Below are 24,587 nucleotides of genomic sequence, written 5' to 3' on the forward strand. Positions count from 1 at the left end.
CGGGCCCCGGGGAACGGCGGCGGCGGGGGGGTCGTCCGGGTCGGCGGCCGGACGCAGCACCGTGGCGAGCGCGGTGGCCGGACGCGCCGCGTCCGGCTGCGGGGCGAGCACGACGTCGCCGGCGAGGTCGCGCAGCACGCCGTCGGGATCGACCCAGGCGTCGAGGATCCCGGACGCCTCGAGCGCGGCCTCCAGCCCGGCTCGGTCGGCCGCGGGGACGTCGTCGGTGAAGTCGACGAGCTGCCACAGCGGCGCGCCCGCCCGGTCGGAACGGGCCGCCGGGTCGCGGGTGTGCGGCGCGGGCGGCGCACCGTGCTCGCCCGCCTCCAGCCGGGCGATCTCCGCGGCCAGCTCGGCAGCGCGAGCGGCGGCGTCGGCGGCGCGCCGGTCGAGCCCGGCGCCCATCCGCGCGAGGGCGTCGGTGGCGGCCCGCCCCGCGGCGTCGACGGCGGCCCGTGCCGGGTTCGGGCCGTCCAGCGTGCCGGCCCACAGCTCCAGTGCGGCCAGCACCTCCTCGACGTCCGGCACGGTCAGCTCGGCGGCCGCCCCGAGGTGGGCCCGGACCGCGGCCACCAGCTCCGCCCCGCGCTCCTCGACGATCGCTGCCGCGTCACTGCGCCGCTCGGCCAGCGCGGCGAGTGCGGAGGCGAGCCGGTCGACCGTGCCGCGGGCGGCGAGCAGCGCCCGTGCCGCCTCGGCTTCGGCGGTGAGCAGGCCCTCGACGTGGCGGATCGAGCGCTCCTGGCGGCTGATCAGGTCGTCGGCCGAGCGCCGCACCGCGCGCAGCCGCTCCTCGACCGCCTGCTCCGTGGCGCCGGCCGGGTCGTCGGTGGGTAGCCGCGCGTCGACCTCCGCGGCGTGCCGCTGCTCGATCCGGGCGGCACCGGCCGCGGTGGTGGCGCCGTGGCGCAGCTCGTTCAGTTCCTCGGCCGCACCGCGTGCCCGGGTGGCAGCCGCATCGCGGCGCTCCCGCCGGCTCGCCACCGCTGCCGCCGCACGCCCTTCGTCGCGCGCGGCGTCGTCGGCGGCGGTGCGCAGGCGCCGGGCCTCGCCTGCGCGGCGCTCCAGCTCCTGCGCGCTGCGCATCTCCGGGCTCTCACGCAGCGCCCGGTCGCGGGCCTGTAGCCGTTCGGCCTCCGCGGCAATGTCGGCGAGTTTCTCCTGCGCGGCCGCCGCTGCCTCGTCGGCGACCCGGTAGGACTCCTCGGCCCCGGCCAGGGCCTCCCGCGCCGACCGGTAGCGCTGCTCCGCGTGTCGCGGCCGGTCGGCACGGCGGCGGGCGGCGGCCGCGGCGTAGCGCCGATAGTGGCCGAGGAACGCCTGCGCGGACCCGTGCGCTTCGGTCATCGCCGCAAGCTCGTCGCGGTCCTCCTCCAGGCTGCGGAACGCCTCGGCGACGTCGGCCACCACGGCCTGGTCCAGCGGTGGCAGCGCCTCGGTGAGCGCGTCGGACAGCGCCTTCTCGCTCGGCCGCTTCGACAGCTGCGGCTGCCGCAGCTGCACCAGCAGGTCGACGAGCGCCCCGTAGCGCTGCTCGCCGAGGCCGAACAGGGCCTCGTCGATGGCCCGGCGGTAGTCCTGGCGGCGGTCGTACACCAGCCCGTGCCCGGCGAGCGCTTCGGTGAGCCGGTCGCGGGTGAGCGCCGTGCGGGTGGCGTCCACCAGGTGCAACTGCGCGCCGACCCGCTGGTCGCTCACGAAGAACCAGTGCCGCGCGATCCCGCGCCCGGCCACGGCCTTGAGACCGCAGCCGATGGTGCGGAACTCGGCGCGCCCGTCGTCGGTGCGTCTGCCGAACTCCAGCCAGGCGTAGCCGAGCCGCTCGGGGTGCGGGTGTTCGCCGCCGAGCAGCAGGTTCCACTCCATGCGTTTCTTGGGGTCGGCATCGGGCTCGACCCGGTGCGGCGACAGGTCCCCGTCCAGCAGGAACGGCAGCAACAGCGCCAGGACCTTCGACTTGCCGGTGCCGTTGTTGCCCCGCAGCAGCAGCCGGCCGTCGTGGAACCAGAACTCTTCGACGTCGTAGTAGAACAGGTCGACGAGCCCGGCCCGCAGCGGTTGCCACCGGGACCGGCTCGGCTCCGGGAGAGTGGTGGTCATCGGCGGGCCTCCTGGATCTGCGGCTCGCCCACGGCGTAGCGCGCCAGCGCCGGCAGCGGGCACACGTCGTCGCCTGCCCGCCGGACCAGGCGCAGCGCCTCCAGCCGGCGCAGCGCCAGTTGGGTGAGCTCGACCTCGGCACCGGGGGCGGTGGCGTCCTTGCGCCAGTACGTGGCGTGCGCCGCGGCCTGAGCCCGCAGGTGGGCGTGCAGGGCGGGGAGCGGCACCGGGCCGTCGGCGGCCGCGAGGTGCTCGGCGAGCAGCAGCGTGGCGTGGCCCTCCGTGCCGGTCTCGGGCATCCGGACGTCGGTGAGGTCGTCGAGCGGGTCGACCATCGCGATCCCCTCCGCCCGCACCTCCGCGACCATGCCGGTGAGCTCGGTGATCCGGCTGGTGATCGCGTACCGCTGGCTGGTGAGGTAGGCGAGCTCGGCGTCGTCGAGGTCGGCGTGGTAGAGCACGGGCTCGTCGAGCAGGCGCCGGGTGAGGCGGTGGCGGATCTGCTGGTTGCGCAGGTCGTCGGTGGTGGCGGGAAGCTCCTCGGCGAGCGCGTCGAGCCGCTCCTCGTGCCCGGCCGCCGCGATCGTCGACGGCCCGCGCGGGCTCGCCAGCAGAGCGGCGAGTACCCGGCGCTCCACGTCGTAGAGCGCGTCGCCGTCGTCGCGGACGAACGCGTCCTCGTCGCCCGCCACCCGGGAGAGAACGCCCAGGTCGAGCAACAGCCGCACCACCGAGACCAGGTCGCTGCGCTCCTCGCGACGCTCCAGCGCGAACGTGACACCCGCCGCCGCGAGCTGCGGGTCGGCGGCGGCGAGCACGACCTGCTCGGCCAGCCGCCCCAGCGTGACCTGCGCGTCGGCGCGCTCCAGCACGGCGAGCGCGAGGCAGGTGAGTACGTAGCGTCGGCGGGAGAACACCGCCCGGCTGCGCGGGTCGCGCGCCGGGTGCGTGGCGTCGGCGGTGTCGGGCACGGTCTTGACCAGCCGGGCCACCTCGCTGTCGACGACGAGTCGCCATCCGGTGTTGCGGTCGAACCAGGCGCGCAGCTCGCTCGCATGCCGCCGGACGAGCACGACCAGCTCGGCATCCGGGCCGTTCGCCCGGAGCACGGGACGCCGCAGCAGGGCCCGGGCCGCCCGGGTGACCTCGGAGCGGCGTGCGGCGGTGACGGCGTCGAGCGCGCTTGGGGGATGGTAGCCGGCGGAGCTTCCGGAGCCGGCGGGGCGGGTAAGGCCAGTCATGCCGTCAGCTCCGCTGTGGAGTCGGCCGTGAGGTCGACGATGTGCACCAGGTGGTCGGGGCCGCGGAACACGCCGTGGGGAGTGCGGATGGCCACCTCGTCGCCGCGCGGAGCCCCGGCGAAGCGCGCATCAGCGCCGTGGTCCAGCACGGTGAGCCGCACGGCCATCGACCCGTCGGAGGTGGTGGTGGACACCTCGCGGCGGCCCGGGGTGAGCGCCGTGAGCGCGTCGCCGAGCAGGCCGAGGAACAGGCGGAACGGCTCCTCGTCGAGCGTGGCGATGTCGGAGAGCCGGATGGGGTGGGCCGTGGCGAGCGCTGCGCGCGCCTGGGCCAGCTGCGCGGCCTCCTCGGCGGCCAGCACGGCGAGGTGGCGGCGCTGCTCGGACCGGTCGGCCACCCGCGACGGCTTGCCCCGCCGCTCGTAGCTGCCGGTGCGCCGCAACCGGGGGCTGATCTGCAGCGGCGGTGCCTGCGCCCACGGCGTGCTCGCGGGCACGGGCTCCTCGGCGCGCGTGGCCAGCGTGTCGGCGTCGACCGTGAGGTGCCGGGCAGCGGAGAGCCCGAACGCGGCGCGCCACAGCCGGTGCATCGCCGCGTCGTCGGGGGCCTCGGCGAACCAGAGCGCGAGGGTGCGGAAGTCGGCCGAGCGGTCGGACCGGCCGGTGCGCCGCTCGTTGAGCGCGGCCACCACGTGCAGCAGCTGCGGGATGGCGGCGCGGGCCTGCGAGCGCAGCAGCTTGGCCTGGCTGGGGTGCTGCGGCGCGCTGACGAACCACGCCCGGAACCCTTCCCACCGCTCCCGCCACAGCACTGCCTGCCGGGCGAACTCGGCCTCGCGCGGGTCGTCGCCGCCGTCCGCATCCGCGCCGGGCGCGGCGTCGGACGCCTCCCGGCGCGCCGCGACGTCGAGCAGCGCGTCGACCCCGGCCTCCTCGATGCGGGCCACCAGACCGGCGATCTCCGCGCCGGTGGCGACCAGGTCGGTGATGAACCGCTGCAGGTAGTCGATCAGGCGGTCCTTGTAGGCGCGGAACGCCTCGGCGTCGGCGTCGTGCAGGTCGATGGAGCGCTGCAGGGAGCCCATGAACGCCTGGGCGTTGGCGGCCAGGTCGGTGAAGCGGTCGACCAGCGCCCGCAGCGACAGGTGCACCTTCGCCGGATCCGGGTCGGCCGTGGCGGCCAGCTCCAGCAGCGCGCGCAGCTGCGTGGCGATGTCGGCCAGCGCGACCGCCTGCAGCGCCCCGCGACGCCCCAGCGCCTCGTCGTAGACGGCCAGCGCCTCTTCCGCGGCCTCGCCCTCCCGGGTGAGCTGGTAGAGGAAGCGGGCGCGGTGGAAGTCCTCGACCGTGGTGACGCGGCTGGTGTCGGGGTCCGAGCGCAGGTTGCCCCAGCCCTCCAGCGCGACCAGCGCGTCGCTGATCGCGGCCAGGTCGACCGTGCCCCGGAGCGCCTCGTGCACGTCCTCCGGGCGCAGGTGCACCGTGAAGCGGCGCTTGGCGGCGACAAAGGCGAGCATCACCCGTCTGTAGAGCTCGGACTTGCCGGCCGTCAGGTAGCTGAACGCGCTGTGCATCCGGCCCCCTTCCCGTCGTCCCATCGGGCGGTGCCGAGAGTAGGGGGCGGCCCCGACATTCTCGGAGCGGCCCGCCGAGACCCGCGCTCCTGACGGGGACCGCACACACCTCCGGGCGTCCGCACACATGGCCGACCATGTGTGCGGACACCACGGGATGTGTGCCGTGGCGTGCGCCACCGATACCGTGCCGCGCATGACTGCGAGCGGCACTGATCAGGAGGCCCGGGCGCTCGAGGCCGAGGCCAAGGAGTACCCGGAGGAGCGCGGCGAGATCCTTCTGGAAGCTGCTGCGGCGTGGAAGCGGGCTGGGCGGGCCGACCGCGCCGAGCAGCTGCTCAGGGAAGTGGCCGGGGGCGAGGGTGTCGACAGTTTCTTCGCCCGGGCCGAGTTGGCGGATCTACTGTTCGACGACGGCCGCCCAGAGGCAGCGGCCGCAGAGCTCGATGCGCTGGCCCGGGACCCGGAGTTGAGCGCCCACAACTGCGCGTTCACCGCCGAGCTGCTCGCCGAGCGCGGCGATCTCGATGAGGCCCTGCGGTGGTACGACCGCTTCGTCGCGCGGCTGACGCCCGAGCAGCTCGACGCGCTGCGGGGGCCGAACGGCTGGATGCAGATGGAATCAATCTCGCTGAGGGGCCGGCAACATGTGCGCGAGCAGCTGGGCCTGCCTCCGGACGCCATGGACGAGATCGTGCCCGTCGCGCCGGCCGACCCGTTCGGCCTCCGGTTACTGCAGCGGCGGCCGCCACGGGAGCTGAGGATCTTCACGTTCCAACGTGCCGAGCGGGCCGAGGCCCGTCGCCGCTGGCCGGAGGAGTACCCCGGGCCCGACGAGGAGTTCTACCCGGCGATCGAGCGGCAGTGGCGGGAGCACGCCGAGAGCGGCGTGCCCACGATCCGGCTGGTCCTGACGACGGTGACGGAGTTCGTCGCGTTCGCGGAGCGTGTCGGCGGCTCGCCGACGGATTCGGCCATCAAGACGAACTACGCCAACTCCGTCCCGGACGACCGGACCGTCCCCTGGCCGCCGGAACGCAATGCGCGGTGCTGGTGCGGATCGGGCGCCAAGTACAAGAAGTGCTGCGGCCGGCCGTGATCAGGATGCCGAACCAGTGATGGCCGTCCCGTGCCTTCTCGCTGTGCCACGATCCGGGGTGTGAGCGAACCGATCGGGCGCCGCATCGCGCTCCACCGCCGCAGACGCGGCCTCAGCCAGGCCGCCGTCGCCGGCCTGGTGGGGCGCTCGGAATCGTGGCTGTCCCAGGTGGAGCGAGGCCTGCGCGGCGTCGACAGCTACACCGTCCTGCGCGACCTTGCGAGGGTCCTCCGTGTCGACATCGACGTCCTCGCCACGCCCGATCGGTCGAGCAGCCCAACGGCAGGTGCGAGGACGGATGATCGTCTTGACGCGATCGAACGCGCGTTGTTCCTCGGGGCGGCGAGCGTGCTCGGCGCCGACGTCCGCCGGGCCGTGCCCGACCTCCACCACGCCTACCAGGCCGCCCGCTACGACGACGTGCTCTCCGACCTGCCGGGACTGATCGTGGCGCTCGAGGGACACGAGCCGTCGCTGGTGGCCGCCGGCTACACCGTCGTCGCGAAGACACTGACGAAGATCGGCTCGTACGATCTCGCATTGGTCGCCGCGGATCGGGCATGGACAGTCGCGAGGCGCGGCGGAGACCCGGCCGATCTCGGGATGGCCGTGCACCAGGTGGTGTGCGCGTTGCTGCCGACACCGCGGGCGGCGCAGGCCGAGGAGCTCGCGGTTCGCATGGCGACCGAGCTGGATCATGGCGATGACGCCGCCGCGTCCAGCGTCGTCGGGGCGCTATGGCTCATCGCGGCGGTCGCCGCCGCTCGCCGCATCGACGCCACTGCGGCGGCCGATCGGCTCGATCGGGCCGACTGCGTGGCGAGCCGGTTGGGGAAGGACGCCAATCACCGGTGGACCGCCTTCGGGCCGACGAACGTCGCGATTCACCGGGTGTCGGTCGCCGTCGAGCTCGGCGACGCCCCCGCCGCGCTCGCCGCGGCCGAGGACGTCGATCTCGACCGACTCTCCGAGGGGCTGCGCAGCCGCCGTGTGCAGGTGCAGCTCGACATCGCTTGGGCACATGCGCAGCGGCGGCGCGACGCGGAAGCGCTGGTGGCACTGCTCGAGGTCGAGCGGAACGCGCCACAGGTCACCCGCCGCAACGTCGTCGCCCGCGACACCATCCGTCAGCTCCTCGGGCGGGCACGTGGATCGAGCGGAGCAGCCGTGCGCGGGCTGGCGCACCGCGCGGGTGTGGCGATCTGATGGAGGCGCCGCCGCTGACACTCGTGGTGTGCGGCGCGCCGCTGGCCGCCCGCGCGCCGGAGCTGGCCGGCGAGCTGCGGAGCCGCTGGACCGTGTCGCTCGTGGTGACCGAGGCGGCCCGGCACTGGTGCGCGTGGCCCTCTGACGAGGACCGGCCGCGACCCCAGACGGTGATCGCCTGTCCGCTCACGTTCAACACGGCCAACAAGGTCGCGGCGGGGATCATGGATGGCACGGCTCCCGGCGTGTTGTGCGACGCGCTCGGTGCCGGCGTGCCGATCGTGGCGGTGCCGATGGTGAACGACCGTCTCTGGGCCCACCCCGTGTGGCCGTCGACACTTCGGACGCTGTCGGCGGCAGGCGTCCGGTTCGTCGATCCGCGGTCGGGTCGGATCGGCGCCCCCGAGCCCGTGTCCTCGGGAACGGGACCGGAAGTCGTCGCCGCATTCCGGCCGTCCTGGGTCACGGGCGCCGTCGCCTGACCCGCACCCCGGTGCGGGTCGCATCTCCGTGCGGGTGGGTGCCCTCGATCGCCGATGTTCTGTGGGCGTGCGTACCGCAGATGGCTTCGCCCGCGCCCTCGCCGAGGGTGACCCCGTGGTCTGGCAGCGAATCCTGCGCGAGCACATATCGGCCTCCGACGGCCGGTGCGTGCTGTGCTCGCTCGGCGCGGGTCACGGTCGGCCGGTGTGGCCGTGCCGGCTCCATCTGGTGGCCTCGACCGCCGCCGAGCTCAGCCGCGGGCGCGGTCGTTTGCGTTCATGATCGGGCGGCTCACCCCGAGATCACGGCCTCCACCACCTGTTCGGCCAGGTCGAGTCCTGCTCCGGCGCGGCTGACCGGCTGCGCCTGAACATTGATCACCGTGGAGTCGTTCCGGACCGAGGCGTAGTACTCGCCGCTGAACCGCACGTTCCGGTAGCGCCGGGTCTCCCGGGAGAGCTCGGTGACGTTGCCGGTGCCGTGCCGGTCGACGAGCCGCTTGAACGCACGCGCCTGATCCACGTCGGGCATGTCGACCCACGCGACGGCGACGAGCACGACGTCCCGTCGCGTGTCGTGCACCTCGAACAGCGGGCGGTACAACGCACTGCACGGCTGCTCCTGGAAGAACTCGCGGACGAGGCCATAGGAGTGGGCGGCGCAGTCGGCTGCATCGGAGGTGACACGCCGCTCGACGCGGAGGCCCCGCTGCTCCAGCCGAAGAACCGTTCGCGCGGAACTGCGGTCGCGGGCCTTGGCATGACCCTTGGGGGCGCCTTGGGCGCGAACGGTGCTGCCGGCACTGCTCCCCGCTCCCGAGCTGCCGATGACACCCGGGCCGGCTGCGAGCGCGACGGAGACCGCGACGACGGCGGCGAAAGCTCCACCGCTGCGAGGGATCCACCGGCCGCTCTTGTCTCTCGGCTGGTCGGGCTTCCCCATGGCGCCTCCACTCCGGCGGGATCGCCCGCAGTCCAACGGTGACCGCGAGCATAGGAGCGCCAGTCGCCGGCGAGCCGGGTCGTGGAAAAGTCGCACGCCCGTCGACCCCCGCCCCTCCCTTCAGGAACCCCCGCTGATCAAGGCGCAAGCGTCGCAACTGTCTCGATGAAGGTCGACGGCAATGCTTGATCGACGCCCTTCTGCACGTCGTCGCCGGGCGCCCCATGGGACGTGGTGAGTCGGCTGGGCGGGAACGTCGCTGATCAAGGCGCAAACGTCGCTACGGCCTCGATTCAGGACGACCGCAGCGCCTTGATCACCGCACGTTCGCCCGCCGCCTGCCGCTCGCGGGTCACGAACCGGCTTCCGCGCCCCTGCAAGCACCCGCCCAACCACCAGTGAGTCCCGGCACCCGTCTCGATCGACAAGCGACGTGGCACTGGGGTCTGCGCCGCGCGAGGGCATGGCAGTTCACGCCGAGGTACGGACCTCGACGTGCTGGCGGAAGGCCTCGGCGATCGCCGCGGTCACCGGCCCAGGGGCGGCCGGCAGCGGCCGTCCGTCGATCGCGGCCACGGGCTGGACCTCCCGGGTGGTCGAGGCGAGGAACGCCTCCTCCAGCTCGTCGAGCTCGCCGCGGTCGAGGCTGCGCTCGGTGGTGTCCGTGAGCGCCAGGACGTGGCGTCGGGTGATCGAGTCGAGGACCTGGTCGGCCAGCGGCGGGGTGCACAGGCGGACATCGAGCACGTAGAAGAACGCCGACGTCGGCCCCTCGAGCACCCGCCCCTCGGGCGTCACGAGCAGCGCCTCGTCCGCCCCCGCCTCCTTCGCCAGCCGCGACGCCAGCATGTTCGCGGCGTACGACAGCGACTTGACGGCGTCGAGCACCCGCGACGGCGCGTACTCGACGGTCCCGAGCGTCACCGTGGGCGCGCGGTCCGGGAGCGGGCTGAGCACCACGATCCGCCGCCCGGCCCGCGTGATCACCAGCCGGACGACCCCGTCGACGGCGCCCGCCCGGGCGATCAGCGCGTCGACCTCCAACTTCGCGGCGGCGAGGTCGAACTCGAGGCGGATGTTCGCCGCCGACCGCTCGAGCCGGGCCAGGTGCTGGTCCCACGCGAAGAGCCGCCCGCCGTAGAGCCGCGCGGCCTCGAACACGCCGTCCCCGCGCAAAAGCCCCTCGTCGGTGACCGGGATCGTCATCTCGTCGGCGGGGCCGATGGTGCCGTTCACGGAGGCGAGTTCGTCCACGGGGCGGAGGCTACCGAGCCGGTGGACGCGCCGAACGGCCAGCGGTGGTGCCAGGGCTGGTGGAGGCACGACCTCGACAGCGCGATCCCTCGACGCTGACACGGCTCTCGGCTTCGTAGCGGGCGACTCGTGATGGCGGAACAACCCTGCATGAGGGCGCGGAGGTGGGGGGCGGGAAAGTCGTTCGCGATCGCAAACATTCTTCCCGTTCCTCCCGGAAACGGGCCGCCGCCGCGTTCTCCTTCGGCGGAAAGGGGTCGAACGCAACCCCTGTTCCTTTCTGTGGAGGTCTCCATGTCCGTCAGGCGCATCGGAACCCTGCTGTTGGCCGTGCTGTTGGCCACCGTGATGACGGGGGCAGCGCATGCAGACGTGCCGTTGGGCTCGGCCAAGTACGCACTGTGCCCGGGATCAACCGAGGGTGGCCCTGCCTACACCGGCGACAAGGCCGCATACCGGTGTTACTCGGCGGTCGTCGACCCGCTCGGCAACACTGTCATCCTCCGCGAGGGCCGCTCCGACGGCTCGGGTGCGAGCGGCTTCGGGTGGCTGCATGCTCTCTACGATCACAACGTCAGTGATACCGCGATCGAGCGAATCGTCAGTAACGCCTACCCGATCAGCGCGCCGCGTGGTCGCGTCCGCTACATCGCGGAGCTGCGTGTCGAAGGGCGGCCGATCATGTCGATCTGGGTCGAGGTGGACCGGAGCCAGTCGAAGGAGGCTCCCGATCGCGAACCCTTCGGCGTGCTCACGGCCTACTGCAAGATTCCGCGGAATGCGAACCCCGAGAACAAATGTCCGGACTGGGTCAACGAGTCCCTCTGACCTGACCATTGGTGGCACCGCTGCGGTGCTAGTCTCGTCGTGGTGAATGCGGCTGAGGTGAAGGTGCTCGCAGCGCTGGTGAAGGAGTCCTACTCGCCAGAGCGCTTGGACCCGGGAGTGAGCGAGCCGACCGTCGTCGAACTCGCTGATGGATCACGCGCCATTGCCCTCCCCCAGGAGCAGATGTTCGAGCCTTACCGGAGCCTCCGCCTCATCGACGCGGCCGCGCTCGGCACGACGCTGGTGATCACCTTTCACTGGGACGACGGCGACGACGACGGAACGATCTTCGTGATGCCATTGGATGGGCGTGACGTCGAGCTCGACCTTGCAGATGACATTGCCGTGACCACGTTCCTCTCCCACAACCTCGAGTTCACGCTCGGAGGCCCCCGCACGAGCTGGGAACCAGCTCGGAGCACTCCGCTCAGCCGGCGCCTGGCAGTGGTCCGTCCGTGGTCATAAGATCGCGCTCGAACGAGTGATCGGCAGGAGCATCCGGCACCGGCACCCGCGATCGCGTGATCAGGACACCGCTAACGGACCGTCTGGAGCTTCGCCCGGATCGAGCGGTCGGCGGCGAACATCCGCGTGGAGTTCGACCTGGCCGCCCTCGATCGGAAGTACGGGTCGGGCACCCTTTCGGGCACCGGCTGAGGTTTCATGCCGGGCGCAGGTAGTCCTGGTACCGAGGTGGTTCGCTCTCTGCGTCGTCCCCGATGTTCACCTCTGGCCTTCCCCGTACGCGTCGACCTCGGCCTGCGGCCCGTAGTCGGGCCAACTCTGGGCGATCTTCACCAGGCAGTGGCACGGAAGCGGGGGGCATGGCGAAGCTCAGCACGATCTTGGATCAGATCGACGCAGGATCGATGCTCCTCCCGGAGTTCCAGCGCGGCTACGTCTGGAATCGCGACCAGGTCCGTGGCCTGATGCGCTCGCTCTACAAGAGCTATCCGGTCGGTGCCCTGCTCGTGTGGGAGACGGAGAGTGGCGCGCAGGCCGTACGCGGCGGGACGGTCGTGACTCCCGGGACCAAGTCGTTGCTCCTCGACGGCCAGCAGCGGGTCACGACCTTGTACGGGATCGTCCGCGGCCGGGCACCGTCGTTCTTCGAAGGCGACCCCGACACCTTCCGCGGGCTCCGGTTCAACGTCGAGACCGAGGCGTTCGAGTTCTACGGCCCGGTGAAGATGAAGGACGATCCGCGCTGGATCAACGTGACGACGCTGTTCGTCGACGGCCCGAACGCGACCTACGCGATGCTCGGGGCAAACCCCGACACGCGCGAGCGGTTCGCCGAGTACGTCGACCGGGTGCAGCTGCTGCGCAACATCCTCGAGCGTGACTTCCACATCGAGGCGATCACGGGCGCGGACAAGTCCGTCGACGTCGTCGTCGACATCTTCAACAGGGTCAACTCCGGGGGCACCAAGCTCTCGAAGGGCGATCTCGCCCTCGCGCGGATCTGCTCCGAGTGGGGCGACGCGCGCCCGACGATGCGCCGCAACCTCGACCGCTGGAACGACGCCGGCTACCAGTTCGCCCCCGACTGGCTGCTGCGCAACGTCAACGCCGTCGCGACGGGGCGTGCTCCGTTCTCCGCGCTGGAAGACGTCAGCGCGAGTGAGTTCCAGGACGCACTCCACGAGACGCTGCACCACGTCGACCACTTCCTCTTCGAGCTCGCCGCCGGCCGGCTCGGGCTCGACCACGACCGCGTGCTGATGGGCCGCTACGCGGTCCCCGTCATCTCGCGCCACCTGCACAACCGCGGCGGCCGGTTCGCCGACGGGGCCGAGGCCGACAAGGCGCTGTACTGGTACGTCCACGCCGCGGTGCGCGGGCGGTTCGCCGCGTCCGCCGAGACGTTCCTGGCCAAGGACCTGGAGACGGTTGACAAGTCCGGCATCGACGGCGTGATCGCGGCGCTGGCCCGCACGCGGAAGGGCAACCTGTCGGTCGACGCGCAGGACTTCGAGGGCGTCGGCAAGGGCTCGCGCCCGTACCCGTTGCTGTACATGACGGCCCGGGTCACGGGCGCCCGCGACATCGCGACGTCGCGGGTGCTCGGCCAGGACGCATCCGCCGTCCAGGTCCACGAGATCTTCCCGAAGCAGGCGCTGGCGAAGGCCGGTTACCCGCGAGCCGAGGTGAACGCGATCGCCAACTTCGCGTTCCTCACGCCGGCCTCGGCAATGAGCTTGAGCGGGCTCGACCCCGAGCAGTACCTGGGGTCGCTCGACGGCGCCGCGCTCCGCTCACAGTGGATTCCGGAGGACCCTGCGCTCTGGCGCGTGCAGAACTACCGGAAGTTCCTCACCGCCCGGCGCAAACTGATCGCCGCCGCCGCGAACGAGTTCCTCGGCGAGCTGCTCGCCGGGACGCGGCCATGGGCCAGGCGGTTGGAGGCGGTCGCCGTCTCTCCCGAGCCGGACGAGCCGGACGCCCGTGCGGTACAGATCAGGGCGCTGGTCGACGAGCTGGTGGGCATGGGCTGTGCCAAGCCGGTGCTCGACGCCGAGATCGCGGATCCCGAGACCGGTCGTCCGCTGGCGGTGGCGAAGGCCTTCTGGCCGGACGGGTTGCAGCCGGGTCAGGGCGCGCCCACCGTGCTGGAGCTGGACCCTGACGAGGCGGACCTTCCGCGCCTGTCGGAGCTGGGGTACGAGGTCTTCACCTTGGTCGACGCGCTTCGAGGATTCGCGCAACGGCGCAACGCCGTCGCGTCAGGGGAGCGGGAGTCGGAGCTCGGCGCCACCGGTGTCGTCGCCGTGGCCGACGATGTTCCGGAGCTGGGGGAGTTCGACCACGCCGTGTTTGCGCTCATCGAGGCCTGCACGTCGGAGCTGGAGTACACGCCGAGCGTGCTGCGGGAGATGGCCCACCAGTACGGCGCGCTGGAAGCCGCCCGGATCCTGCTCGCGACACCGACCCCGAGCGATGGCTTCGTCCGGCTCTGGGATGAGGATCGCGTCGATCTCACGGTCGAGGCGCTCGTCCTCGACCCCCGATTCACGCCCCTGTTCACGCGCGACGAGATCGCCACCGCGCGGGCTCGTGTCGAGCTCCCGCGCACCACGCGCCGCCGGAGGGACCGCCGCCGGGGGTTGGTGCCCTCGGACAGCTCCGCAGGGCAGTAGTACACAGATCACCCGCGTGCACCGGGACATCCTCGGTGTACCGCCGAACGGAGGCTTGGCTGGTGGCACGGCTGCACGTCCTGGGCGACTGGCACGGCCCGGGGGAGGAGAAGGCCGCCCGCCGACTGGCCGAGGACCTGCCGCCGGACTGGGATGTCATCGCCGGGCGCAACGTCCCGAGTGGAATGGGCACCGTCGACCTCGACCTCGTGGTCATCGGCCGGCACGCGGTGTTCGTGTGCGAGGAGAAGGCGTGGGGGCCACACGTCGTCACCGGCGAGGTGTCCTGGTACGTCAAGGGCGAACGGCGGCACAACCCGGTCAATCAGGTCTCGCACGCCGCGAAGGTGCTGGCCGGACGGTTGAAGCTCAAGGTCCCGGGCTGGGCGCAGGCGCTCGGACGGCTGCCGAAGAACGCCCGCCCGGTGTTCGCTCACGTCGTCCTCTCCCACGACCACCTGATGCTCGAGGACGCCGGGGACCTCGGCGAGCACGCAGTGCTCCGCCTCGGCGACACCGCGAAGGTGCTCACCGAACTCGACGCCGATTTCCCGCAGGGCATGGCCGCGCGGCGGCCGGAGTTGATGGAATTCCTGCTCGGCCTGCCCCGGCGCAGCCCTGAGCAGCTTCCCGCGCAGATCATGCAGTACGAGGTGCTCGGTCTGCTGCCACCGCAGGAGAACGCACGGGTGTACGCGGCCCGCACCCCGGCCGGTGAGCAGGCGCAGCTGACCTGCGTGCCGATCGACGGCGTCGCCGATCCGGACAAGGCGCGCGAGCTCGCCACGCGCGACCATGACGTGCTCGTCGAGCTCGCCGCCAAGGAGCGCACCTGGCGTGTGCAGGGCTGGTTCGACTGGGAGGGCTACCGGGTCACCCCGGTCATCGTCGAGGACAGCGCCAGCTTGTGGAGGCTCGCCGCCGCCGCCCGTCCGAGGCATGACGAGAGCGGGCGCGTGCCACCGCGCCAGGGCGTCCCGGTGGTGCATGACGCCTTCGCCGCGCTCGCCGACGTGCACGAGCGCGAGATCACCCACCGGGCGCTGCAGTTGCGCAGCATCGAGGTGACGCCGGTGGGCCGTGTCCGGTTCCGCGACTTCGGCCGGGCGCACCTGTCCTCGGCCGCCACGATCGCCCCTGCCCTGGACGAGGAGCACGCCTCGGCCGGGTTCCGGCCGACCGGGGTGCCGCTGGCGTTCCACCAGGCCGCCGACGATGTCTACAGCCTGGCGCTGTGCCTGGTGCAGTGGCTGCACGGGGACGCGAGCGACCACCCCGAGCACGACCTCGCCCGGCAGCGGGCCGCCGACTACCCCGTGGTGGGCGACGTGCTGGCGCGGTGCCTGTCGCCCGATTCCACGGAGCGACTCACCGCCACGCAGGCTGCTGCCGCCACGGCCCCTGGACCCGCACCCGCACCCGGATCCGGGCCAACGCCGCAGCCGCCGGACCAACCGATGGTGGCGGGCGCCGTGCTCGGCGGCCGCTACCGCCTGGTGCGCCCGCTGGGCGAGGGCGCGTGGGCCACCACCTGGCTCGCGTTCGACGAGAACCTCGACGAGCACCGCACGTTGAAGTGCCTGCGCCCCGAGCGCGTGAGCGCCGAGCAGGTCAAGGCCGAGTACGACAACGCCCGCCTGCTGCGCAGCCACCACTGTGCGCAGATGAACGACCGGCTGCCGCACCCCGAGCCCGGTGTGCTGGTGCAGGAGTACGTGCCCGGCCAGACGCTGCACGACCTCGCGGCCGGCGGCCACCTGCTCGACCGCGACGAGGCCCGGCGGATCGCCGTCGACGTACTGAACGGCCTGGCCGACGCCCACAGCCAGTCGCTGTACCACCGCGACGTGAGCCCGAACAACATCATCGTCCGCGACGACGGCCGGGCCGTGCTGATCGACTTCGGGCTCGCGGCCAAGGCGGACGATGCGCGGTCGGCCGTCGGGTCCCCGCCCTTCACCGCCCCCGAGGTGTGGGCGCGCCGCCAGTGGTCGCCCGCCGCAGACATCTACAGTGCGGGCGCCTCGGTGCTGCACGCCATGCTCGGCCGGCTCCCGTACGCCGGTGCAGGGATGGACGAGCGGCGCACCCTGGTGCCCCCGACGGCGGAGCACGTGCAGCGCTACGGGCGCGCCCTGCTCGCCGCGCTCTACACGGCCGTGGCCGCCGAACCGGGTGAGCGACCGCAGGACGCCGCCGCGTTCGCCCAGGAGCTGCTGCGGGCGAGCGACACCGCCATTGCGCCTGGTGGCCGCGTGGTCAACCCCACCGTGGACGCCCTGCGCGGCCTGTACCGCCACAGCGCGATCGGCAACGCCGGCAACCGCGGATTGGACGACGAGTTCGCCCGCGACACCTACGCGGCCACCCGCCTGGACACCGAGCTGCTGCCCGCGATCCTGGCCGGTGAGCTCGATGTCGTCGTGCTCTCGGGCAACCCGGGGGACGGCAAGACCTCGTTCCTGGTGCGCGTGGGCGCGGCACTGGACGAGGCCGGCGCCACGTCCGTCCACGAGGACGCCGCCGGATGGCGCAAACGGCTCGGCGGACGCACGTTCGCCGCGGTGTACGACGCGTCGGAGTCCCACGGCGAGCTGACGTCGGACGCATTGCTGCGCCAAGCCCTCGATCCCGGCGAGGGGGACGACCCGGCGCGGCGGACGGTGCTCCTCGCGGCCAACGACGGCCGCATCACGCAGTTCTGCATCGACCACCGCGACCGCTACCCGGAGATCGCCACGGAGCTCGACCGGCAGCTGCGCGGTAGCGGATCCGACGCGCCCGGCGGCCGGGTCGTGCTGGTCGACCTCAAGCGGCGGGCGCTCGCCCTGCCCGATCTCGACGGGCCGGCGCTGGGGGCGAACATCCTCGCGTCGCTGACCGCCCTGCATCGCTGGGAGGTGTGCGGCGGCTGCGAGGCCCGCGAGGTCTGCCCGATGCGGGCCAACGCCGAGCAGCTGCGGGCCGGCCGCGCGCGCCGCGCGGTCTCGGAGCTGCTGCTCACCAGCCACCTGCGTCGCCGGCGGCGGGCGACGGTGCGCGACGTCCGGTCGGCGTTCGGCTGGCTGATCACGGGGGACCTGTCGTGCGAGGCCGTGCACGCCGACGTCGAGAACCGCCTCGACCCATCGGCCGGGCGGCGCGCGTTCGACCTGGCCTTTGACGCCGCGAGCGGTGACTACCTGGTCCAGGAGTGGACGGACCTCGATCCAGCGGCCCTGCCGGCGCCCGGGGCGGCTCGCGCGGCCCGAGGCCGTCGAGACCTCGTCCCCGACCTCGCGGCCCTCGACCCCGCTGCCATGACCCGGCTCAAGCGGGCGCTCTACTTCGGGGCGTGGGAGGCGCCCGGCGCCCGGCACGAGGTGCCAGCTACCGCTACCTCGACGACTACCTCGACGCCCTGCGCGACCCCGCCGCGGCGCTGCCGCGGGTGCTGCTGGGGGTGTCGCGGGTGCTCGCGTTCGTCGGCTACCCGGACGAAGGCCGGCTCGCGCTGCGCGACCGCGCCTTCGACGACCCGGCCGTCCGGTCGATCGTCGTCATCAAGGAGCTTCCGGCGGCGGAGTTCCAGCTCGTGGCCGCGACGGCGAGCGCACCCTTCGTCGAGTCCTTCCCCGATCAGCTGGAGCTGCGGCATCGCTCCGGGGCCCGGCTGCGTATCACGCTGGACACTGCCGAGCTGCTGCTGCGCTCCGCCGACGGCGAGGTGCTCGGTGACGCCGCGTCGGCCGCCCTGCGCCAGGAGATCGAGGGCTTCGGCAACCGGCTGCGTCTGGAGCCGGCGCACACGGTCCGCATCGTCGACGGCTCCGGCAGCTCGGTGGTCGCCAGCGTGGTCACCGGGGGCGGGATCGTCCGGAGGTCGTCATGAGCATTCCGTTGCCCACCCCGCTGCGCACCTACCAGTACCGGCCGCTCACGGTGTTCTCCCTGCTGGACACCGATACCGACCGCGTGCTGCCGCAGCTGTTCGAGATGTGCGTCAAGGGCGGGCGGTCGAGCCGCTCGCGCACCGACGCGGGCGATTTCACCGGCTATCGCAACGCGATGTTGGAGCGCGGGTTCGTACGGGGGTTCACCCACGAGCGCGACCTCGCGCTGCTGGACGGCTGGCTGCGCTCGTGCGTGGTGGACATGGGCCGGGTCGGGCGCGGCAAGACTGGTGAGCAGATGCTCGCCGTCGCCCCGTTGACCTTGGCCGCCTACCGCGCCGGCCTGCCCACGAAGCGAGGCCGGCACCGCGGTATCGACGACGTCGTCTACGGGCTGCTGCTCGCCGAGCTGGAACGGCGGGGCGCGGAGGCGGGCGGGTCGGCGTCGGCGCGGGCCCAGCTGCGCGAGCTCGTCACCCGCACCGTCGGCCGGGGGCTCACTATCGGGCCCGAGCCGCGCTGGGAACCGCAGCTGGACGACCCGGAGCGGCTCGACATCGGCGCGCTGCTGGAGTTCCGCTTCGTCGAGGGCTTCGCCATGGCCGACGCCCGTGAGATCGACATCGTGTCGACCGACAGCCCGCTGCCGGGGATCGCCGCCGACCTCGGCGCGACGCTGCTCGGCCACGTGCGCGCCTACGGCGACCGGCTGCCAGTGCCGTCACTCATGTCGAGCTTCGCCGCGCTGCTGGCGCTCGGCGTGTTCACGTTCAGCCTGCGCGCCGACGCCGCCGGCCACGAGCTGCTGCGCACCGGCGCCCGGCCCGCCGACATGGCGCCTGGCCCTGCCCCCGCGTCGCCGGTGGAGCTCTACTGCGACTTCACCGGCGACCTCGGCTCCGAGTCCGACCGCATGTCCCGCCGCTGCATGGAGCGCGACCTCGACCGGGTGCGGCTGGCGTTCCGCGACCGCATGGCGTTCGTGGTGATCGAGCAGGCGCTGCCGCGCATCCCGGGCGAGGCCGAGCGCCGGGCCGGGCTGAGCAGCGCGGACCGGCTCGTGCATCTGGCGTCGCTGCGTGAGCACCGCCGCGTCGAGTCCTACGCGATGGGCCGGATCGACGACATCGTTGCCGAGGCGACGGCCTCCGGGGACGCCAGCGAGCCGGAGCTCGAGTTCCTGCAGCGGGTGCAGGCCGGCGACGGCAGCGAGGTCGACAAGCTGCTCGACATCCTCGAGTACGTCAACCAGACACGAGCGGTCGGCAACGCGGTCAAGTGGTTCTCCTCCGTGAGCGGCCTGGAGAAGGCCTACGGCATACTGCGCGGATCCGTGCGCAGCAGGCGCTCGTGGCGCTACGCCCCTACCGACGAGCTGCTCACCGCGCTGCTGCTCGCCGTGTTCGTCGAGCCCGACGGCATCACGACCCGGGCGACGATGCCGCTGCGCGAGGTGCTCGACGCGCTGCGGCACCGCTTCGGCATCCTCATCGACCGCCCGCCCGCGTTCCTCGACGGCGCCGAGGCCAGGGCCGCGGCCGGCGCGAACCTCGACGCGTTCACGCGGCGGCTGCAGCTGCTCGGCTGCTTCGACAGCCTCTCCGACGACTTCTCCGTGCAGGTCGTCCGCCACCCCCTCGGAGACTCGTGATGACCGCGTCAACGCTCCCGGCGGAGCCGATGTCCCAGCCGCAGCTGCCCGAGCAGGTCGTCGCGGTCGTCGCCGAGCTGCTCGCGCGGCGGCTGGCCGACCACGGCACGGGCCACTGCCTGCGGGTGGACAGCGTCCGCCGCGGTGACGCGGGCCGGCTGGTGGCCGCGCTGCGCAACCTGCTGCCCGCCGGGTCGACCGACGTGCACGTGCTGGCCGACCACGTCGAGCAGGCCGACGGCGGACCGACGATCCCGGCGGAGCGGGCCATCGAGCTGCGCAACCGCAAGCAGCGACGGTTGGTGCTGATGGTGCCCGTCGGCAGCGGGTCGGCGGCCAGCTCCCTGGACAACAGCTTCGCCCGCGTCGACGTCAGCACATTGCTCACCGAGGCGGGGGAGGAGCTGCTCGGGCAGCTCAGCGGCACCGAGGTGGTCGACGGCGTCCGGCGGGTGGCGCGCGAGCTGGGCCGCAGCCGCCCGGTCGAGGCGTGGGCCCGCTACCTCGCGGCCGTCGTATCGTCGCCGACGTGGGAGACCGCGGGTCGTGCGCTCTGGACCGTCGGTCTCATCCCCGACCTGGGCGGGGCCGACCTCGTCGGGCGCCTGCCCCACAACGTCGCCTGCGTGCGCGCGATCTCCCGCCCGTCGCGCGCCGTCGCCTCGGTCGGCGACCGGCTCACCGCTGCGGAGCTGCAGGAGGGCAAGGTCCGGGACCGGATCACGCGTTACCTGTCGCGACCGGACGTCGATCTCTCCGATGCCGCGGCGTGGGCGGCACCGCTCGCGGCGCCGCTCCCGGAACCGCTGGGGGAACTGAGCTTCGAGCATTGGCCGCTCGTGGAACCGCGCACCGTCGACCTCGGCAGCGTCCGGCTCGACCCGTTCCTCAAGGACGACGGCACGCTGCGGCCCGGCACCCGGCTGCACCAGGAGGGCGCCGGTGAGCTGCCCTACGTCGAGACGGGGGAGGGCTCCCCGGGCACCGTGGCGTTGACCTGGCGCACCGACCCGGCGAAGACCGACGCCGTCGACCGGTGGCTGCTGGAGGCGCTGCCCCCGGAGGACCTGCGCGAACCCGACACCGAGCCGCTGGCGAAGCAGACCGTCAAGGGCGACAAGCGGCGCGGCACCGTGCGCCTGGACCTCGCGGAAGAGGACCTCACCGACGGCGCGCTGCTGGTCGTGCGGCTCACCGCGCTCGGCACCGACGGGCAGCCCGTCCTGCTGCTCGGGGGCGACCAGGCGGTCGACGAGAGCCAGCAGTTCGCGGTGCGCTGGGAGTCCGATCCGATCGATCCCTCCCACCGCCGCGCATCCAGCCGATCGCTCGCGCAGGCCCGGCTCGAGGCCGGGCTCGAGGGGCAGGACGACCACCGGGAGGACGCCCCGCACTGGGCCGGTGGAGCGTTCTCGCTGCGCCTCGGCGGGCGGCGCACGGTGCAGCTCGCGCTCAGCCCGGCGGTGACCGACCTGCAGCGGCGCTCGCTCGCCGAGCGCGGCCGCGTCATGGCGTGGGAGGCCGACGGCCGGCTCGGCGAGGTGCTCGACTCCGAGGACTTCACCCCGGTGAACGGCATCCTACCGCCCACGTTCGCCGAACGCCGGCGGCACCTATTCGACCGGCTGGCCGCTCGGCGTCCGCGCGACGTCGTCGAGACGCTGGCGTGGGACGACGAACTGCGCCAAGAGGTGGCGGCGTACTGCCAGTCCTACCGGCGGGCGCTGGACGCCACGACCGATCCCGACATCCGCAGCGGGCTGCTCGCCCTCGACACCGTGCGGCTGTCGGTGGACACCGTCGGTCACCCGCCCATCGCGGCGACACTCGTGCTGCCCCTGCACCCGATGCGGCTGGCCTGGGCCGCCGAGTTCGACGCCACCCTCACCCGGTGGGCCCGGGAGCTCGCCGACGTCGGCCGGTCCGCGGCGCGGCGGCGGCAGTCGGTCGACGCGCGGCTCGTCCGGCGGGTCGCGCCGGCCAACCTGCCGTTCGCCGTGCGCGGCGTCGACGGGCTCCCGTTCGTCTACGTCCGGGAGGCCACCCTCGGCACCGGGGTGTACCTGCACACCGAGGAGGCCGAGCCGGGGGCCGCGGTGCAGGCGGTGTTCGAGGTGCTCGGCCTGGACCGCCGCGACGTTCCGGCGGACCTGCCGCCGTCGGTCGTCGCCGAGCGCGTGGCGGCCTACCGGGCGGTCAACCCCGGACAGGACGCGCTGCGGCTGCTGGCCTACAACGCCGGCTCCGGTGAGTTGCTGGCGCGGGCGCTGGCCGAGTCGTCGGTGCTGTCCGCCTCCGGCGGTGACGACGAGCCGGCCGCCGCTCCCGCCCGGCTGGAGCTCACCGCGTACAGCCGCCGCCCGTCCTTCACGGACCCCGTGCCCGCCCTGACCGACCTGCAGCGCGCAGTGGCGTCGCAGGAGGTCGAGGGCGTGCGGTCGCACCTCACCCCGCCGCTCGGAGTCAGCGTCCGCGACCACGAGCGGCTCGCGACGGACGTGGGAGCCGCGCACCTGGGCGTCGTCGCCGACCTGGCCGTCACCGAGCTCCGGCCGGGTGATGGCGCCGGGGTGGAGGCGTCCGCCTCGTTCCGCAACCTGCTGACAACGGCCCAGACGCGGCGGGCGAACGGCGAGCCGGTGTGGCGCACCGCGCCGGCGCTGCGGGCGCGCAACCGCGAGGGCGCGCCGACGCCGTCGAGGCCCACCGTGCGTACCAGGCCGCACTCGGCGCCGCCCTCGACCGGGGTGATGGGCCGCCGGTGCTGACCGCCAGCCTGAACGAGCGTGAGCTGGCGTCGCTGCGCGCAGCGCACGACCGGGCCGACTGGGTGCTCACGCTCGACCGCAACCTCGGCCTGGACCTCTACACGGCGGGCGTGGACCGGGACTCGACGCCGTACATCCTCGACTACGCCCCGGACTTCCTGGACGGACTCGGACCGCGGCTGACCGTCACCACGGCGCACCGGGGCGAGGTGGAGCGGCTGGTCGCCGACGCGATGGGCGGGCTGGACCTGATGGCGGAGGAGCGCTCCGTCCGGTCCGTCCTCGACCACCTGCAGGTGGTCTCCGGCCGGCTGGCGCTGCGGCTCGTCGCGCGGTCCAGCCTGGCCACCGAGGCCGTCGGCCTCGCCGTGCTGATGGCGCACCTGCGCCGGCGCGGCGAGCTCGACGGCACGATCGTCGTGCCGGTGGACGCGCACCAGGAGGTCTTCGGCGACACCCGAGGTGGTGACGCGGGGGTACGGCGCTGCGACGTCCTGTTGGTCCGGACCACGTCTCGGACGCTGCGGATGGAGTGTGTCGAGGTCAAGACGCGGCGGGCCGCGGCACTGCCGACGGCGCTCGTGGACGACATCGTCGACCAGCTCGACGCGACCGTCGCGATGCTGCACGACACGTTCTTCCGCGCCGACCCGCCACGGATCGACGCCGAGCTCCAGCGCGCGCGGCTCGGCGGGATCCTGCGCCACCACGCCGACCGGGCCCTCGCCATGGACCTGCTCGACGATCGCCGGCGCGGCGAGGTGGAGCGGCTCGTCGAGCGCATCGAGGACGGCGCGCTGGTGCCGGAGATCGGCCGCCGCGGGTACGTCGTGTGCCTGGGCGACCGGGCCGGGCTGCCGAACGAGCACCGCGGGGTGCGGATCGACGTGCTCACCGCCGCGGACCTGGGTGCGGCCGGGTTCACGCCGAGCCGGCGGGAGCCGGCGTCGCCACCGGTTGTTGAGGTGCCCGCGGTCGTCGACCATGGTCCGTCGAACGGCCGGGCGATCTCCGAGCCGGCGCCGCCCGTTCCTCGTCCGGCCCCGGCGCCGCAGTTGACGGCGCCGCGTTCTGCCGCCCCGAGCGTTCCGGCACCCCCGAGCCCCGGCCCGCGGCCGAGCCCCACGCCCCGGCCGCGTCCTGCTCCGCCGGCGGACCCGACCGTCGCGCTACCGCCACCGCCTCCGCCCGTTGCTGCGGCAACCGCCGACGGAAGCCCGACCGGCTCGGAGGCCGCCGTGTCCTCGGCCGAGCCCGCAGATGGCTCGTCCGAGCCTGCCTCCTTGCCACAGACCGTCGAGGTGGTCCTCGGACAGGACGTTCACGCCGCCGAGGCGCGCTGGCGGATCAGCACCGCCGGCAGCCCGCACCTGTTCGTGCTAGGCATCCCGGGGCAGGGTAAGTCGGTGACGACCCGGCGGATCCTCAACTCGTTCGCCGAGCAGGGCCTCCCGGCGCTGGTGCTCGACTTCCATGGCGACATGGCAGCCGCCCCCGCCGGCGGCGCCGCGGTGCTCGACGCCTCGCAGGGCCTGCCGATCTCGCCGTTCGAGCTCGACCAGCCGCGCCGCTACCGGGAGGCGGCGTGGGAGCTGTCGGAGGTGATCGGCTACGTCTGCGGGCTGGGGGAGATCCAGCGCAACGTGGTCTACGAGGGCGTGCGTGCGATCTACGAGCAGCACGGGTTCAACGGCCTCACGGCTCCCCACGGGCTCCCGACGATGGACGAGCTGGCCGCGGCCGTCAGCGCGGCGGAAGGCACCGGCCGGGGTCGCAACGTGGCTGCCCGCCTGCGCCCGCTGAGCGACTTCGGCCTCTTCGTCGAGCCGGAGCCCGGCCGCGGCTTCGCCGACCTGCTGCGCCAGGGCCTCGTGCTCGACGTGCACGGGCTGATGGAGCAGGTGCAGCTCGCCGCGGGCGCGTTCGTGCTGCGCAAGGTCTACCGGGAGATGTTCCGCTGGGGCCAGACCGGTCAGCTGCGCCTCGCGGTGGTCCTCGACGAGGCCCACCGGCTGGCCCGCGACGTGACCCTCCCGAAGATCATGAAGGAGGGGCGCAAGTACGGCGTGGCGGTCGTCGTCGCGAGCCAGGGGGTGGACGACTTCCACAAGGACGTGCTGAGCAACGCCGGCACGAAGGTCGCCTTCCGCTGCAACTACCCGCAGAGCCGGACGGTGGCCGGATTCCTGCGGGGGCGCGACGGGCAGGACATGTCGGTGGAGCTGGAGAAGCTCGCGGTCGGGCAGGCGTACGTCTCGATGCCGGAGCAGGCCACGGCGCGGAAGGTGTTCATGGCGAAGGACTGATGTGATGAAGGAGCGGGGCCTCCGCTCCTCGTGACTCCCGGCTCATGCTCGGGGTGCTCACACCATCGATTTGAGGAGGCCCCTGTGAGCGAATCGTACGAGGGTCGGCAGATCGTCGGGATG

At 73.2% G+C, this 24,587-nt stretch carries 14 protein-coding genes and 1 pseudogene; 10 read left to right on the forward strand and 5 right to left on the reverse strand.

Translation table 11 applies throughout. The features are described 5' to 3' along the window. The 3 genes from KME75_RS23425 to KME75_RS23435 all read right to left on the reverse strand — a co-directional run. The coding region (locus KME75_RS23425) for a TIGR02680 family protein (protein ID WP_219417025.1) at positions 1–2,100 on the reverse strand (2,100 nt) is incomplete at its 3' end. Then, positions 2,097–3,341 carry a TIGR02678 family protein gene (locus tag KME75_RS23430; RefSeq protein ID WP_219417026.1) on the reverse strand — a complete coding sequence of 415 codons (1,245 nt, stop codon included), beginning with the start codon at positions 3,339–3,341 and terminating at the stop codon, positions 2,097–2,099. The genes KME75_RS23425 and KME75_RS23430, both read right to left, overlap by 4 nt. Beyond that, positions 3,338–4,915 (reverse strand): TIGR02677 family protein, encoded by a 1,578-nt coding sequence (locus KME75_RS23435; RefSeq protein WP_219417027.1) that lies wholly within the window; start codon positions 4,913–4,915, stop codon positions 3,338–3,340. The genes KME75_RS23430 and KME75_RS23435 overlap by 4 nt, the downstream gene beginning before the upstream one ends. A 196-nt stretch (positions 4,916–5,111) precedes the next feature. Between KME75_RS23435 and KME75_RS23440 the strand changes: the two genes are divergently transcribed. The 3 genes from KME75_RS23440 to KME75_RS23450 are packed head-to-tail and all read left to right on the forward strand — an operon-like array spanning position 5,112 to position 7,702. Then, positions 5,112–6,014, forward strand: a complete 903-nt coding sequence (locus KME75_RS23440; RefSeq protein ID WP_219417028.1) for an SEC-C domain-containing protein — start codon at positions 5,112–5,114, stop codon at positions 6,012–6,014. Between the two features lie 60 nt (positions 6,015–6,074). After that, the gene (locus tag KME75_RS23445; RefSeq protein WP_219417029.1) at positions 6,075–7,220 is read left to right on the forward strand and encodes a helix-turn-helix domain-containing protein; all 1,146 of its coding nucleotides are present in this window, start codon (positions 6,075–6,077) and stop codon (positions 7,218–7,220) included. Continuing rightward, positions 7,220–7,702, forward strand: a complete 483-nt coding sequence (locus KME75_RS23450; protein ID WP_219417030.1) for a flavoprotein — start codon at positions 7,220–7,222, stop codon at positions 7,700–7,702. Before KME75_RS23445 ends, KME75_RS23450 begins: the two co-directional genes overlap by 1 nt. A gap of 292 nt (positions 7,703–7,994) precedes the next feature. Here the strand turns inward: KME75_RS23450 and KME75_RS23455 are convergent, their stop codons facing one another. Both KME75_RS23455 and KME75_RS23460 read right to left on the reverse strand, forming a co-directional pair. Continuing rightward, positions 7,995–8,645, reverse strand: coding sequence for a hypothetical protein (locus KME75_RS23455; protein ID WP_219417031.1), 651 nt, complete (start codon positions 8,643–8,645; stop codon positions 7,995–7,997). A 471-nt stretch (positions 8,646–9,116) separates the two neighbouring features. Further along, positions 9,117–9,899 (reverse strand): aminotransferase class IV, encoded by a 783-nt coding sequence (locus tag KME75_RS23460; RefSeq protein ID WP_219417032.1) that lies wholly within the window; start codon positions 9,897–9,899, stop codon positions 9,117–9,119. Between the two features lie 294 nt (positions 9,900–10,193). Between KME75_RS23460 and KME75_RS23465 the strand changes: the two genes are divergently transcribed. The 7 genes and pseudogenes from KME75_RS23465 (at position 10,194) to KME75_RS23495 (ending at position 24,464) form a co-directional block, all read left to right on the forward strand. After that, on the forward strand, positions 10,194–10,727 hold the full coding sequence (locus KME75_RS23465; RefSeq protein WP_219417033.1) for a hypothetical protein: 534 nt from the start codon (positions 10,194–10,196) through the stop codon (positions 10,725–10,727). Between the two features lie 42 nt (positions 10,728–10,769). After that, on the forward strand, positions 10,770–11,192 hold the full coding sequence (locus tag KME75_RS23470) for a hypothetical protein (protein WP_219417034.1): 423 nt from the start codon (positions 10,770–10,772) through the stop codon (positions 11,190–11,192). Between the two features lie 359 nt (positions 11,193–11,551). Next, positions 11,552–13,867 carry a GmrSD restriction endonuclease domain-containing protein gene (locus KME75_RS23475; RefSeq protein WP_219417035.1) on the forward strand — a complete coding sequence of 772 codons (2,316 nt, stop codon included), beginning with the start codon at positions 11,552–11,554 and terminating at the stop codon, positions 13,865–13,867. Positions 13,868–13,929: 62 nt separating this feature from the next. Then, a pseudogene (locus KME75_RS47465) lies at positions 13,930–15,951 on the forward strand (protein kinase domain-containing protein); the annotation flags it as partial. A gap of 1,783 nt (positions 15,952–17,734) precedes the next feature. Further along, positions 17,735–19,390 carry a methylation-associated defense system protein MAD7 gene (gene mads7 / locus KME75_RS23485; protein ID WP_443690184.1) on the forward strand — a complete coding sequence of 552 codons (1,656 nt, stop codon included), beginning with the start codon at positions 17,735–17,737 and terminating at the stop codon, positions 19,388–19,390. A gap of 29 nt (positions 19,391–19,419) precedes the next feature. Further along, positions 19,420–22,158, forward strand: coding sequence for a hypothetical protein (locus tag KME75_RS23490; RefSeq protein WP_219417038.1), 2,739 nt, complete (start codon positions 19,420–19,422; stop codon positions 22,156–22,158). Continuing rightward, positions 22,152–24,464 carry an ATP-binding protein gene (locus KME75_RS23495; RefSeq protein WP_219417039.1) on the forward strand — a complete coding sequence of 771 codons (2,313 nt, stop codon included), beginning with the start codon at positions 22,152–22,154 and terminating at the stop codon, positions 24,462–24,464. Before KME75_RS23490 ends, KME75_RS23495 begins: the two co-directional genes overlap by 7 nt. Positions 24,465–24,587: the final 123 nt, after the last annotated feature.

It is taken from the genome of Pseudonocardia nigra, from assembly GCF_019396355.1.
Lineage (GTDB): Bacteria > Actinomycetota > Actinomycetes > Mycobacteriales > Pseudonocardiaceae > Pseudonocardia > Pseudonocardia nigra.

Excerpts from the sequence above, each read along its gene's own strand:
- KME75_RS23475 (WP_219417035.1), top strand. The coding sequence starts at position 11,552 with ATGGCGAAGCTCAGCACGATCTTGGATCAGATCGACGCAGGATCGATG.
- KME75_RS23450 (WP_219417030.1), top strand. The coding sequence starts at position 7,220 with ATGGAGGCGCCGCCGCTGACACTCGTGGTGTGCGGCGCGCCGCTGGCC.
- KME75_RS23440 (WP_219417028.1), top strand. The coding sequence starts at position 5,112 with ATGACTGCGAGCGGCACTGATCAGGAGGCCCGGGCGCTCGAGGCCGAG.
- KME75_RS23435 (WP_219417027.1), bottom strand. The coding sequence starts at position 4,915 with ATGCACAGCGCGTTCAGCTACCTGACGGCCGGCAAGTCCGAGCTCTAC.
- KME75_RS23490 (WP_219417038.1), top strand. The coding sequence starts at position 19,420 with ATGTCCCAGCCGCAGCTGCCCGAGCAGGTCGTCGCGGTCGTCGCCGAG.
- KME75_RS23455 (WP_219417031.1), bottom strand. The coding sequence starts at position 8,645 with ATGGGGAAGCCCGACCAGCCGAGAGACAAGAGCGGCCGGTGGATCCCT.
- KME75_RS23465 (WP_219417033.1), top strand. The coding sequence starts at position 10,194 with ATGTCCGTCAGGCGCATCGGAACCCTGCTGTTGGCCGTGCTGTTGGCC.
- KME75_RS23430 (WP_219417026.1), bottom strand. The coding sequence starts at position 3,341 with ATGACTGGCCTTACCCGCCCCGCCGGCTCCGGAAGCTCCGCCGGCTAC.
- mads7 (WP_443690184.1), top strand. The coding sequence starts at position 17,735 with ATGAGCATTCCGTTGCCCACCCCGCTGCGCACCTACCAGTACCGGCCG.